The sequence below is a fragment of the Stenotrophomonas sp. FR024 genome (genome assembly GCF_047500745.2).
GTDB lineage: Bacteria > Pseudomonadota > Gammaproteobacteria > Xanthomonadales > Xanthomonadaceae > Stenotrophomonas > Stenotrophomonas maltophilia_A.
This window is the reverse complement of record NZ_JAXAXM020000001.1, coordinates 100,057-112,230: the sequence shown is the minus strand read 5'-3', so window position 1 is coordinate 112,230 and position 12,174 is coordinate 100,057. Positions and strand designations below refer to the sequence as shown.

The 12,174-nt window shown below is 61.6% G+C and carries 10 protein-coding genes; 2 read left to right on the top strand and 8 right to left on the bottom strand.

Features of this window, described 5'->3' with window-relative positions; translation table 11 throughout:
* Positions 1 to 144: 144 nt before the first annotated feature.
* From ACMZ91_RS00515 to ACMZ91_RS00495, 5 genes are all read right to left on the bottom strand, one after another.
* The gene (locus tag ACMZ91_RS00515; protein ID WP_414576731.1) at positions 145 to 1,947 is read right to left on the bottom strand and encodes a hypothetical protein; all 1,803 of its coding nucleotides are present in this window, start codon (positions 1,945 to 1,947) and stop codon (positions 145 to 147) included.
* Between the two features lie 276 nt (positions 1,948 to 2,223).
* The gene (locus ACMZ91_RS00510) at positions 2,224 to 2,589 is read right to left on the bottom strand and encodes a hypothetical protein (protein WP_277778358.1); all 366 of its coding nucleotides are present in this window, start codon (positions 2,587 to 2,589) and stop codon (positions 2,224 to 2,226) included.
* A gap of 456 nt (positions 2,590 to 3,045) precedes the next feature.
* Complete coding sequence (locus ACMZ91_RS00505; RefSeq protein ID WP_277778357.1) at positions 3,046 to 3,636, bottom strand: outer membrane beta-barrel protein; 591 nt, start codon at positions 3,634 to 3,636, stop codon at positions 3,046 to 3,048.
* 139 nt (positions 3,637 to 3,775) lie between these two features.
* A complete protein-coding gene (locus ACMZ91_RS00500) occupies positions 3,776 to 4,489 on the bottom strand; it encodes a fimbrial biogenesis chaperone (protein WP_080356495.1) in 714 nt (237 codons plus the stop codon).
* A 32-nt stretch (positions 4,490 to 4,521) separates the two neighbouring features.
* Positions 4,522 to 5,694, bottom strand: coding sequence for a fimbrial protein (locus tag ACMZ91_RS00495; RefSeq protein WP_277778355.1), 1,173 nt, complete (start codon positions 5,692 to 5,694; stop codon positions 4,522 to 4,524).
* Between the two features lie 227 nt (positions 5,695 to 5,921).
* Here ACMZ91_RS00495 and ACMZ91_RS00490 point away from each other — a divergent pair, with 227 nt between their 5' ends.
* A complete protein-coding gene (locus ACMZ91_RS00490; RefSeq protein ID WP_414576734.1) occupies positions 5,922 to 6,959 on the top strand; it encodes a fimbrial protein in 1,038 nt (345 codons plus the stop codon).
* Positions 6,960 to 6,969: 10 nt separating this feature from the next.
* Entirely contained in the window at positions 6,970 to 7,707 is a 738-nt protein-coding gene (locus ACMZ91_RS00485; RefSeq protein WP_277778353.1) for a fimbrial biogenesis chaperone, read from the top strand.
* A gap of 45 nt (positions 7,708 to 7,752) precedes the next feature.
* Here the strand turns inward: ACMZ91_RS00485 and ACMZ91_RS00480 are convergent, their stop codons facing one another.
* From ACMZ91_RS00480 to ACMZ91_RS00470, 3 genes are read right to left on the bottom strand one after another with little or no spacing between them, the layout of a single operon-like run.
* Entirely contained in the window at positions 7,753 to 8,448 is a 696-nt protein-coding gene (locus ACMZ91_RS00480) for a fimbrial biogenesis chaperone (RefSeq protein ID WP_161802494.1), read from the bottom strand.
* Positions 8,449 to 8,478: 30 nt separating this feature from the next.
* Positions 8,479 to 9,558: a fimbrial protein gene (locus tag ACMZ91_RS00475; RefSeq protein ID WP_049460999.1), complete on the bottom strand. Its 1,080-nt coding sequence runs from the start codon at positions 9,556 to 9,558 to the stop codon at positions 8,479 to 8,481.
* A 13-nt stretch (positions 9,559 to 9,571) separates the two neighbouring features.
* Positions 9,572 to 12,160: a fimbria/pilus outer membrane usher protein gene (locus ACMZ91_RS00470; protein ID WP_277778352.1), complete on the bottom strand. Its 2,589-nt coding sequence runs from the start codon at positions 12,158 to 12,160 to the stop codon at positions 9,572 to 9,574.
* Positions 12,161 to 12,174 lie beyond the last annotated feature (14 nt).

Here is a 12,174-nt window from a genome sequence, read left to right as displayed (position 1 = left end):
GCGGGCGGCACGCACGCACCACCTGTAGAGTCGAGCGTGGCTCGACCCTACAGAATGCCTGGCACCTCACTCTGTAGAGCCGAGCACGGCTCGGCTCTACAGGGACCCAGGCATCTGAAGGGTCAATCTCCGCTCAACAAGGGCTCACCACTTGTCGGAGAATCGAGCGACGGATTTGGCTCTTGAGTTCATGTTATAGAGCACAGTCTCCTGCCCTGGATTGAAGGCCCAGCGGCCATCCGGCAGCATCCGGTGCGGTGTCGGGTAGAAGGGGAGCTGATCTCCGGAGCCGATAACCGGCACAGGCTTTGAAACACTGTTGTCCGGAAGTCCCAATGCGAAGCCTGCCCGACGACTGAACGCAGACGTGGGGCACGTGAGCGCCGTGGCGATGACGAAGGACTTCTCGGTGTACGAATAGTCGGCCCAGTCGCAGACCTCGGATTTTGTCCAGCGGTTGCTTCCGCCGTAGTAAATGCCGTCAGCGCGGTGTTGCTTGAGCAGCGCCTGCAGGTTCCGATCGCGCGCAAGATCGGCAGGCACGTCCTTGAGGTCCACGCCGGGGTAGGTGAAGCCCTCGATGGGGTTGCCAACCAGCCTGTACCGGAACGTGGCACCCGAGTTCTCCAGTGCCTCGTTGGCCCGCCGGATGTTCTCGCGCATGAGCACCAGTGCATCCCACCTGTACAGAAACTCCCCGGCGCTCCTGTCAAGCACCCACAACAGGTCGATGGTGGTGGTTTCGCGCTCCCAAAGGCCGCGGTCGTTCACGCGGAATGCGATCTTCTCGTTTTGGAGTACGGGAACATTGAGGTTGTCGGCGATGATGTTCATCGTCATTACAGGATGACCCACCGCAATGACACGGAGCCCTTGCCGCGGCTTGGGAAGGATGACGTTGGGCGTGGTCGAGCCGCCGACCGGTGCAGTCACCTCGATCACGTCATAGCCCTCGTCCTTCAGCCGTACTTCCTTCTGATTGGTTGTGTCAACCGGGCGAATCGACTGGCGCAGCAGATGCCAGCGGTTCTGTTCGGCCACGAAGACGAACTCGTACTCATCGCCGCGGCGCAGGGGGAGATGCTTGCTGGCCGGGTCGCCTTTGTTCACCTTGATCTCTGAGTCCCAGGTTGCGCTGGAGCGCAGAATGATCCGATCCCGGTCATGCGCAACGCTCGGCGGGGTTACGGGAGAAGCCCACTCGCCATCCTGGAGTTCCATGACAGTACGGGATGCAACACGGTGGTACCGGTCTTTCACCTTCTTCTCTCTGTAAGGTGCATGCACCCACATCCATCGACGTGCGAAGGGATCGAATTCGGCCCGGACGGCCTCCCCCGATGCAACATCCATGCGCTGGCCGGGGAATGGCGTATGTGTTCCCAGCACCTTGGTCGCCGAAGTTGCATTGTTCTCGATGGTGATCGTGTCGAATGCCTTGCCAACAGAGGGCAGGATCAACTCACCAGCATGCTTGCCATTCCGCAGGTCGATGATGGAAATCAGCTGGCTATTGCGTGGAATCTGCCATCGTGATGTGTTTGGTGGGCTTTGCGACGAGCTATCCCAGGTATACACGGACTGGCCGCTCTTGCGCGAAAGAAAGGAGATGGCACGACCAGCAGCCAGCTTGAGTGGTTTGCCGGGGACGCCGCTGATTGAATCATGAATTTCCAGCGTCTTTTCACTGGAAGCTGCATTGTTGATGATGTCCAGCGGCCCGAATGCATGCGGAAGACGTATCTTGTCCATCCAGCTCCTGTCATTGACAGAGAACTCTGTGAGCGTGCAACCAACGCCTGGCGGCGTGGAGGTATTGGGCAGCTGCTCCTTGAAGCCGATTGTTTCCGGCGTCCAATAGGTGGTTCTGCAGTTCGAACCCGCCGCGAGTACAGGCGTGATTGCCAGGCACAGAGCCAAGCCAAGCGTGGTGCGTGAGCGATTCATGTAAGCCTTCTGGATGGTTGAAGAAGTACGGCCTAGAGAGCCAATACAGCCTCGCTGCAGGCAGGCGCTTCTTCCATAGGACTGCTATGAAAAGCTACGTGGTTGAACTGCCACTGATGCGGCTACACTGATTGTGCCTGCCGTCCTGTAGAGCCGAACCATGCCCGGCTGCCGTTCGCGCGATGATGGAATGAGCCGAGCATGGCTCGACTCCACAAACGGCCATGCCAGAGCATCCACGCGTGGCGTGGATCTACTGAACGTCGGCCTACGCTTTCATTCCGGATGCAGGCGATAGATGGCCTGGTTGGTCAGCGCCAACGCGGCCAGCTTCAACCCTTCCATCACCCGGTCGCCCACGTAGTGCTCGGAGCCACCATTCTGCCGGGCGCGTTCGGCCGCCAGCAGGATCTCCTGCACGATGCGCAGGCCGGCCAACGCGCCATCGGCATCGGCCAACGCCAGGCAGCGGCCCGGCAGTTGATGGCGTTCGGGCCAGGGTTGCCCGTCGGCCGCCGCTCCCAGGCCAATCTGGTGCAGCAGGGCAATCAGGCTGTTGGGATCAGGCGTCTCCGCTGTGCCCTCATCGGTATTGGCCGGGGTGTACTGGGCGCGCAGAGGGGGAATATCGGTTGCGTTCATGGCAGGTCTCCGTGCAAGGCTACGGCACCGCCCTTAACAAAGGCGGCGGACGGTACGTGTGTGGAAACCGGTGGCCGAGTGATCGTGACCGGTGGATGTGCTTGCGCACACCCCACGCACCGCCCGCCATGGAACGCGAACGGATTGCCAGCCGGCGCCACACAAGGCGGCGCCGGCTGGCAAGCGCTTACATCACTCGACCAAACGGGTTTCCACACCCGGCCACCCTTTTTCGGTGGCACCCCATCATGGGCACAACTGCGCGGCAGACATCAAGCGCCGCAGCGGCACAGACGGAGACATCATGTAACGGGCGGCATTGTCGCACACCGCCGAAGCGGCGAATACGCCTTGTTTTCAGCGCTCAACCCGCCTCCGCCTCGCGGCTATGCGGGTCACCCGACCTTCGCTGTGGCGCCCCGACCGGACGCCACAGCGTGCCAGCGGCGACAGGCCTCAGAACTGGTACTGCAGGCCCAGGTTGATCGCGCTGACCTTCAGCTCACCCTTGCTCGGACCGGCGCGGTAGTCACTCTTGCCCAGATTGTCCAGATCCAGGCGCAGGGCCATGGCGTCGTTGAACCAATAGCGGGCGCCCACGCCCACACCCACGTTGATCTCGTTCGTCTTCACCCAGTACGGCTTGACGCTGCCCTCGCGCCAGTGGCTGCGCTCATTGCCAACATAGAGCTTGCCGACCAGTTCGAAGCGGTCGCCCAGCGGCACGATGCCCACCACCGCGCCGCGCATGCCGTAGCTGCTCACCTTGCCGAGCTCGAGCAGATCCGCCTTGCCCAGCGTTGAATGCGCTTCAACCTCCACGGCCAGGTGCCGGTTCCAGCGATAGCCTGCGCCGGCTTGAAGGCTGGACACCGTGTCGTTCTGCTTGACGGATTTCTCTTTGGTGGACAGCTCGCCTTCGATACCGGTGGCACCGATGCCGCCAAAGGCGTAGAAGCCTTCGTGGTCTGCGGCCTGGGCGGCGATGGGAGCGGTAGCGAGTGCCAGTGCGGCGAGGAGGGGAGCAACTGTCTTCTTGTTGAACATGCGGCCTGTTTCCAGTGTTGGTGGAAGGCTCAGCCTCCTCCGCAACCAACGCCAGCGGTATAGGATAACGACGAATTTTCAGCCTGAATTCACGCACCTTTCACCTGGATTCAGGCTCAGCGTCGAACGACGTTCGACGCTACGGGCGCTTAATAACAGGATTTTCCTGGTGCAGAATGCCGTCATCATCCACCCAGCTGTAGCGCACCGCTGTCAGTGGCCCGGTGTACCCAGCCGGATAGGCCAGGGTCTTCGTCTCTCCCGGCGCGAGATAGAAGCTGTCAAGTGGACGCTCGCCTGCTGCAGATACCAGCGTCATCTCCGCAACATTGAAGTAGTGCCGGGAATCGTTGTGTAGCGTCAGTGCATCCTGCGTCTGGTTGAAGCGGACCTTGGCCGCGGGGTTCTCTGGCGCGCCCAAGCCAGCAGGCCGATAGAACACCTTCATACGGAAACGAATCGCCAGCTGCACGGTGTTCTCTCCCGTGGTGGTTTCGCGCGGGGGCACGTCCATTACATTCAACCAATAAAGGTGCTCAAGATCTCCTTTCGGTGCTCGCTCCGGGAGGCCGCGCACGCGCAGAACCTGCGATTGCCCCGCATCCAGCCGGAACAAGGGCTTGTCGAGAACGAATGGCGCCCGGGAGGCTTCGGCCTTCTGCTCAATGCCGCCATCGGCGACCCATGCCTGGATCAGCGAGGCACGTTGTCCTTCATTTTTCAGAACAACTGCTACTTCCGGTTGCCCTGCCGGATAGATCACACGCGTCCCCTGCACGGAGACTTCCGCCTTTGCTGCCACACCAAACAGCAGCGGCAGTGCAGCAATCAGGCAGCGCAAGGTTGTACTCATGGCCATGCTCGCTCCGCGCGTTTCGCTTTGCTTCAAGGGAAAGTGAGGCTGAACACCAGGCCCGCATTGGCATCACCTGGCGTGATGGTGGGCAGGGTCTGCTGGTAACGCACACCGAATGTCTTGGTCAGCACTTCCGTGCTGGAGGAGCCACGCCCGAACTCCTTCGTGTCGTAGAACCCCATGGGCGAGCCGTCGCCATCAAGGAACTGATAGGCCACGCCCACTACGCCACCGCTGGCTTCTGCCAGGCCCTGTTCGCTGTTGATCACCACGGTGGTTGGTACGGCCTGATAGTTCACCTGCCCAACACCCGCCTCGCAATCCAGCACGAGCTCGTAGCGGCGCTCGCCCGCATGCGAACCCACGCCTTTGAACTCCGATACCGGAATAGACCCCATCGGTACATCCTGGCCCCGCATCGTGCAGCTGGGACGATCGCGGATTGTCAGAACACCCGAGCCAATCCATAGATTTTCGTCAGTGAAAGGCCCACCCGAACCATTGTACAAACGGGACTGCATGATCATCTTTGCCGAAGTGGTCCTGCTGCCACTGGGCAGATTACCCGTGCGGATGTATTTGACCATGATGCGGGTGCCGACATCCCCGGCAGGGGTGTCACCCTCGCTGAGCAAGACCTCGTCGAAGCCCAAGGCAGAAGGCCTGCCCTGTCCACCGCGCGACGATTCGACCAGGAACACAAAGCCCACGCCTTCCACACCGGTGGGGTACACCACATAGGAAGCACCGCTTTCGTGGTAACGCTCGATGTTGAAGCCACCATGGCTTTCCACCCTATGGCTGATGACATCACTGGACGAACAATGGAACTCCGCGGTGGGGGCGCCGCCATTTGCCACCAGCCACGGTGTAAGAGCGCCATTCAATGGCACATCCCTGCCGCTGAATTCGACATTCGCTGGCGCGGAGAAGCGAGGGTTGACGCCTCCGCCGCTGCAGGCTGCATGCGCCAACAACGGGCAGCATAGGAAGGCGCACGCTGCCGCCAAGAGCCGACGACGGGTACGAGGCACCAAGGACACCCAGGCTGCGAGGCGCAAGGACGACCGGAAGAGTTCAGGCATGACGAGCACCTGCGCCAGCAATGCGCGAATGTTCCACACCGTACGGGACACAGGCAAGGGCTCCGCGCGGGGAACCCAATGGCGGGTCATCGCGACGATGGCCTTGGCGGCGCCCAAGGCACGTCCCACGGTATTTGGCGTACACATACGGTACTGCCCCACAGGCAAAAGAAGAGGCTGACAGGATCGGCAACAGGCAGGTGAGCATATATAGGACATGTACCAAACGCGGACGCCCTCACAATATCTTCACCTGGAGCAGTCCCTCCCGCAGGCCATTGGCAGTGCTCCTGTGCGTCGCTTACTCTCCACCACAGGCGCCATGCGGCCCGGAGGCCCACACCATGAAAAGGACCGTCTTCATCTGGCGATACGTCGCACTGCTGTGCCTGTTGGCACCCGCGGGGGCGGTGGAGGCGGCCTGCTCGGCCGGGCCGCAAAAATGGATGGCGGCGCTGGCAGGCTATTACGATTCCTACGAGGCAGGCGATGTTGTAGTCGACTGGATGACAGCGCCGGTCGCGTACTACGTGGATTGCGATCCCATTTCAAGCGCACAGATGATGCTTCGCTCCGCAACCGGGTTTGCCGGGTTCCACCAGGGGCGCACCACGTTCCGGACGGACCATGAAGGTATTGGCATTCAGATGGAGTACCGCTATGTGCAATCCATCAACGGCGCGGGCCAGCCGGTCTACTCCGAATGGCAGGAGCCAGGAACAGCAGGCACCCCCATCACAGCGCATGCGCACTACGTGAAAGGCACCCCCACGGCACCCATCATTGTTGAAGTGGACTACCGGTTCATCGCGCTGCGTGAATTCTCCGGGGAAACCATTGCCATGGGCGATCTGGAACCCTTGGTGGCGTCGGACCGCAGCTACGGTTTTTCGCTGGAGCAACTGTCGGTAGAGGGCCCCCAACGAAGGCTGCGCGAGATAGCCAGCTGTAGCTTCAGCGCAAGGCCGCCCACCTCGCTGCGCCTGCCAGACACCCACACCTCCCTCCTGAAGAATACGGGTGACATGGGAGAGCCGGCCGATTTTTCCTTCAGCTGGAGCTGTCGCGCCGGCAATCAGGGCCATAGCGGCAGGGGCGATTTCCTTTTCAGGTCGGCCGACGCCATCACTGACTCAGCTGGACACCTGGCTACCAGCGGCGACGCCAAAGGCGTGGACATGCTGGTGACCTTGGAGCGCTCCGACGGAACCCAGGAGCCCATCGTTTTTGAGACATGGTACGCAAACCACTTGAGCCCGGGTACGGGCGGCCTACCCAGCAGCGGCAGCCAGGCCATGCAGGTGCGCTTCATCCGCAACGCCAGCCCCCTGGTGCCGGGAACAGCCAGCAGCACCCTGACCATCGAAGCCATTCCCTTCTAGGCGCAGACCCATGTTGAATCGCACGCTGTTGACGCTGCTCCTGGCCTCGCTGTCCCTGCCGGCTAGCGCAGATCTGCAGGTCAATGCTACTCGCGTGGTTCATGAGCAAGGCAGCACCGCAGCAACCAGCATCCGGGTGCGCAACATCGGCAGCGACCCATCGCTCATTCAGGCGTGGGTGGACCAAGGCAACGGGGAGTTGCCACTGGAGGCACTGCGAACCCCCTACTTTGTGACGCCCCCACTGTTCCGGCTGGATGCAGGCAAAACCCGTGACATTCAGATCCGCGAAGCGGAGACCCGCACCTTGCCCACTGATCGAGAATCACTGCTGTGGCTGAACATCGCCGATGTCCCTGCCCGCACAACTGGCGCCAACGCGCCGACGCTCGAATTTGCGATGCGCTGGCGGCTGAAAGTCTTTCATCGCCCTGCGGGGCTGACTGGCAGCCCCGAGGAAGCACCTGCGGCACTGCGGTGGAGCGTCAGGACCAATGCTACTGGCCAGATCGCGTTGCATGTGACGAACCCCACGCCCTATTTCGTCAGCTTGGCCGACCTCAAGCTGGGAGCCCTGGCCCTCTCCATTGAAGCAGATCGCGCCCAGGTCCCCCCATTCGGCGAATGGTCACGAACATTGCCAGAGAAACCCAGCGTCCCTGCAAATGCGCTCGACGTGAAGATGACATGGGTCGACGACAGGGGGATCGAACACAGCGCTCAGCGCCCGCTTGATCTGTCTCACTGATTCCGGCTCAAGCCGCTCCGTTTGCTGGCGACCGTACGCGCTCGACTACCGACCGGAAACGCTTGCCTGGCCGTTACGCGCCCTTCCAGCATCATCAACCCATCTGAAGTTCAACTGCACGCCCTCGGTATCGCCGTGCAATGGCAATGACCACTCAGAGAAGGGCGCAATCAATGCGTTGCTTGGCTCAAGCAGCAGCTGTCGTCCGTCTAGATCGAGCCGTGCCAGACTAACGTGAAAGGGCGTTGGGTTTCGCGCAATCAAGCGAGACGTCTCACCGCTACTCTCGATCTGCCAGTCCACCACGGATGCGGCCGTGTCAACCGAGCCCTTCAGGTTTTTCGGACGATGAAAGACCTTGATCCGCCAGTTTACGGCGTACTCAAGCTTCGGCGCCGTGTCCTGTCGAACCCCGGCAGGAACATCAAGGATATTGAGCCAGAACACAGACTCGCGATCTTGAGGCAAGGACTGGCCGGAGATTGCACGAATCATGATGTCGCGATTCCGGCCAGGTGACAGCTTGAACATCGGCGGGACAACCACATACGGAACTTTCAACTGCTCCGGACGCGCGGCCCCGTCTCCCACATCGATCCATGCCTGCACCAGGGAGTCACGGACACCGTCGTTCCACACCCGCACGGAAACCGGTGAGTCGCCAGCCTGCACCACACGGCTGTGCTCCACGCCCAGATCGGCCTGTGCCAAGGGGCAAACTGCCAGAAGGCCAGCAACCATGATGTATATGAATCTGCGCATTGATTGCCCTCACCATGGCTCGATGTAGATCAGCAGCGAACCATTCGCCTCGCCGGCAACCAGAGGATCCGCATTGCGCCTATAGCGCACGTCGAGGTACTCGGTGCCTTCCTCTGCCTCGTACTTAATCCATCGGGGTCTTTCGCCAGGCGTGCTGAACACAACAGGCACCATCGTTCCACCATCACGACGCCTCACCTGCAGGTCCACTCCCGTTGCGCCTCCAGTGACACTCATCAAGCCTTGTTCTGCATTCACCAGTGTGGTGCCGGCTTCGTATTTAATCCCCATTGCTTCCTCTTCACCCTGGTTTCCGTAGTCGCATTGGAAGCTCCAGCTGAATTCGGCCGCTCGCCCAACGTCGCCTTCATCCTTCAGGGATGAAACATGCGTAAACGGAAGCTCGACCTTTCGCCCGTCAACCGCCCCTGTGAACGCACAACTGCGCTGTATGGGCGCATCCAGCCGGAACCCTGTAAAGACCCGCTGGTTGAGCGCATTTCCGTAGGTCAGGTCCGTTACATCGGCAACCTGCACCCTTCCGACCCGCTGATCCCCGCTGAAGGCCCTAAGTGCCACAAAGCGCGCGCGGTAATTCAGGCCAACATACTCAGTGATGGGGTGAGTCCCTACGAAACTTCTGGTGACATGGGTCGCGGCGGTCGTGCTCAGATCGTACCAAGCCGACCAAGACGGGCCGCCACCTTCCCCTCTTCCCCTATTGTACTGATACTGGAACTGAACACCGACGTTGGCGTTGTCGGTAGCAAAAACCGGCATTTCATCGACGGTACCGACCGGCACAGACGTTGCGACAATGGATAGCGAGACCCATACGTTCGGGGCACAACCCTCAAGATAGTTTCCCTGAGCGCCATTGGACCAATCTGTAATCACAGCGCCCACGGAAAAGCCATCCTGGTACACCAGGTTCCGGCTCTCGATAAGCTCATTGGGGTCCGCAGTGCACGCCATTGCTCCAGCGAAGGGCAGCAACCCACCAACGACAAAGGCCAGTTTCATCATCGTGGCTCGGCCCGCCCCACCAAGATGGGTAGAGATCATTGTGATCGATTGCATGCTCTTCATAGCGCTACCTGCTTCAGTTCGGGGCGCCAGGCGCCATCTCGCTTTCGGAATGTTCATTGCGCTCAGCAACGTTGGCACGCAGGCAACTGCTGATGTACAGCTGGTCACTGGCCGCAGCACCAAGGTCATAGCTGATGGTGCAGCTCTGCGCCGGATTCGCACCCGGATTCACCCGCAGTTGCCCCTTGTCATTGATACCGCGCACCCACAGGCGGCTACCCTGCCCGACCACACCGACCACCTGGCCGGCCTCGTCATAGACGTCCAGGCCGAATGGCAGCGGCTGGCCCTGGTTGTCCAGCGCCTCGATCAACGCAGTGCGGCCGCTGGCGGTCGGGATGACCGCCTTGACCACCGCACCGGCGGTGGGCACCGCCGTTACCGAGCCACTCTTCAGTTCGACATCCATCGGCAGACCGGTGGGATCGACCGCGATTTCATTCATGCGATAGGCGCTGAGGTACGGCACCACCGCATAGCCACGCTTATTGGTCTTGACGCCGCGATAGCTGCCGACACCTGCACCCGGGCCATCCGGAACGTGGACCAGGCCCACCGTGTCGCCCAGGCGCTGCGAGAATGTGACGCCGTCGCCGTGCAGCACCACGCCACCGGATGCAGACAGACCCAGCTGCTGGCTGGTGTCGCTGCGGCTCCACGACGCGTTGAGGTTCGCAACCGGTGCGGCATAGGCGACGTTCGCGCCAATGTTGGTGCTGCCGGGTGCCTGGCCGTAGGACAGGTTGTAACTGCCCTGCATGCCATCGCCGAAGCTGCCATTGACACCGGCGCGGTAGCTACCGCCGTTGCGGTCACTGCTGGCGCTGGCACTCAGGCGCGGTGCGGCTGGCGCACGGCCCAGCGGCACGCTGACGCTCAGATAGGCACCCGTGCTCTGCTTCTGGCTTCCACGGTTGAACAGCGACGATTCCAGCGTGCGGCGGGCACTGATGCTGTACGAAGCACGGCCCAGCTGGCCGTTGTAGCCCAGCGAGAAGTTGGTGGTGCGGCGGTTCTCGCTCCAGTAGTCAGTGGTGCTGCCGTTGAGGTACAGCGAGCCCTTCGGCAGGCGCTGGTTGACGGTCAGGTCGATCCGGCTGCGCTGGCGCGTCACACTGGAGCCTGAGTTACCGTTGGCCAGATCGTGGCGCAGGCGCGCCGCATCGCTGAAGGACAGATAGCCCTCCGTCGAGTAGCGGTAGGCCGCCAAGGTGAAGCTGGTGGCCGTATTGAAGCTGCGGCTGTACGCCAGGCGATAGGACTGGCCCTGCATGCGCTTGCCGAAGCCCTCCATCGGCGACGGCAGCCGCGTATCAGAGAAGGTCACGTCGCCAGAGAAGGCACCGAGACGGGTATTCAGCGCGCCGCCAAGAATGATCGCGTTGTAGCCATCGGCAACGGTCGCGCCACCAAACGCGGTGAAGCCACTGCCCACGCCACGGCGCAGGGTCGCCTCAACGAACGCGGGCGCGTCGATCGCATCATTGCGCAGCTGACCGACCGTCAAGCTGGTGCGCTGCTGGCCCTGACGCAGCAACTGCGGCACCGAGGCAAACGGCACGACAAAGGTCTCCACACGACCGTCTGCTTCGGTGACCTCAACCTCAAGATCGCCGCTGCCCGCCGTATTGCGCAGGTCGTCGATCTCAAACGGTCCCGGTGCCACCGTGGTTTCGAACACCACACGGCCTGCCTGACGGATGGTTACCCGCGCATTGGTCTGAGCCAGGCCGCGAACCATCGGCGCATAGCTGCCAAACACTTCCGGCAGCATGCGCGGATCGGTGCGTAGATTGATGCCGGTATAGCTGACCGAATCGAACAGGTCGCCCGCAGTGGATGATTCCCCTACCGTCAGCTGGGCATTCAGCGCACGGATTTCGCGCTCGGCAAAGCTACGGCTTGCGCTGTAGCTGCGATTGCCGTTGCTGTCCTGCGAAAAGTAGCCGCTGTGGCGGAAGCGCCAGGCACCCAGATTCAGCCCGGCATCGATGGTCGCGCCGGTGTGGCTACTCTGGCGGCCGCCGCTCTCGAAGCGATTGTGGTTGACGCTGTAGTTGATGAGCGCCGCATTGATGCCCGTATCCCAGCGGTCCGGAGCCACCCAGCCGCTACGGTTCGAGCGCAGATAGGCCTGCGGAATGGAGACTTGCAGCTGCTGCTCACCGCTGTCCAGGTACACGCTGGCCGACGGGATGAAGCGCGAGATCGCCTCGCATGTTGCCTGCTCCGGCAACGGCAGCAGATCGCGGCCTTCATCCTTCTGGCGGTAGGCGTCCAGCTTGGTCTCGTCCAGCGACATCAGCGCAAACAACGCCGGATCCAGGCACAGAATTACCTCACCATCTTCACCTGCACGTGCCTCAACATCGTGACGGCCCACCAGCACGTCATTGACCACGATGTCGGCACTGTAGGTGCCGGGCAGCGGGCCATCATTCTGGAAGCGGCTCAGGTCCAGGCCAGCACCTGCTCCATGCAGGAAGTCTGCATTGAACTCCAGCGCAGGGGCCGCCATCGCACCGACCGGCAGCAGTGCAGCAAGCACGGCCGCAGCGAGGCGGTGGTGACGCAGCATCGATGTCGAAGATGGACGGTTCATGAGAAATTTCCAGT

What these genes read in the sequence shown, in the direction of transcription:
- ACMZ91_RS00515 (WP_414576731.1), bottom strand. Translation starts at nt 1,947, where the DNA reads ATGAATCGCTCACGCACCACGCTTGGCTTGGCTCTGTGCCTGGCAATC.
- ACMZ91_RS00510 (WP_277778358.1), bottom strand. Translation starts at nt 2,589, where the DNA reads ATGAACGCAACCGATATTCCCCCTCTGCGCGCCCAGTACACCCCGGCC.
- ACMZ91_RS00505 (WP_277778357.1), bottom strand. Translation starts at nt 3,636, where the DNA reads ATGTTCAACAAGAAGACAGTTGCTCCCCTCCTCGCCGCACTGGCACTC.
- ACMZ91_RS00500 (WP_080356495.1), bottom strand. Translation starts at nt 4,489, where the DNA reads ATGAGTACAACCTTGCGCTGCCTGATTGCTGCACTGCCGCTGCTGTTT.
- ACMZ91_RS00490 (WP_414576734.1), top strand. Translation starts at nt 5,922, where the DNA reads ATGAAAAGGACCGTCTTCATCTGGCGATACGTCGCACTGCTGTGCCTG.
- ACMZ91_RS00485 (WP_277778353.1), top strand. Translation starts at nt 6,970, where the DNA reads ATGTTGAATCGCACGCTGTTGACGCTGCTCCTGGCCTCGCTGTCCCTG.
- ACMZ91_RS00480 (WP_161802494.1), bottom strand. Translation starts at nt 8,448, where the DNA reads ATGGTTGCTGGCCTTCTGGCAGTTTGCCCCTTGGCACAGGCCGATCTG.
- ACMZ91_RS00475 (WP_049460999.1), bottom strand. Translation starts at nt 9,558, where the DNA reads ATGAAGAGCATGCAATCGATCACAATGATCTCTACCCATCTTGGTGGG.
- ACMZ91_RS00470 (WP_277778352.1), bottom strand. Translation starts at nt 12,160, where the DNA reads ATGAACCGTCCATCTTCGACATCGATGCTGCGTCACCACCGCCTCGCT.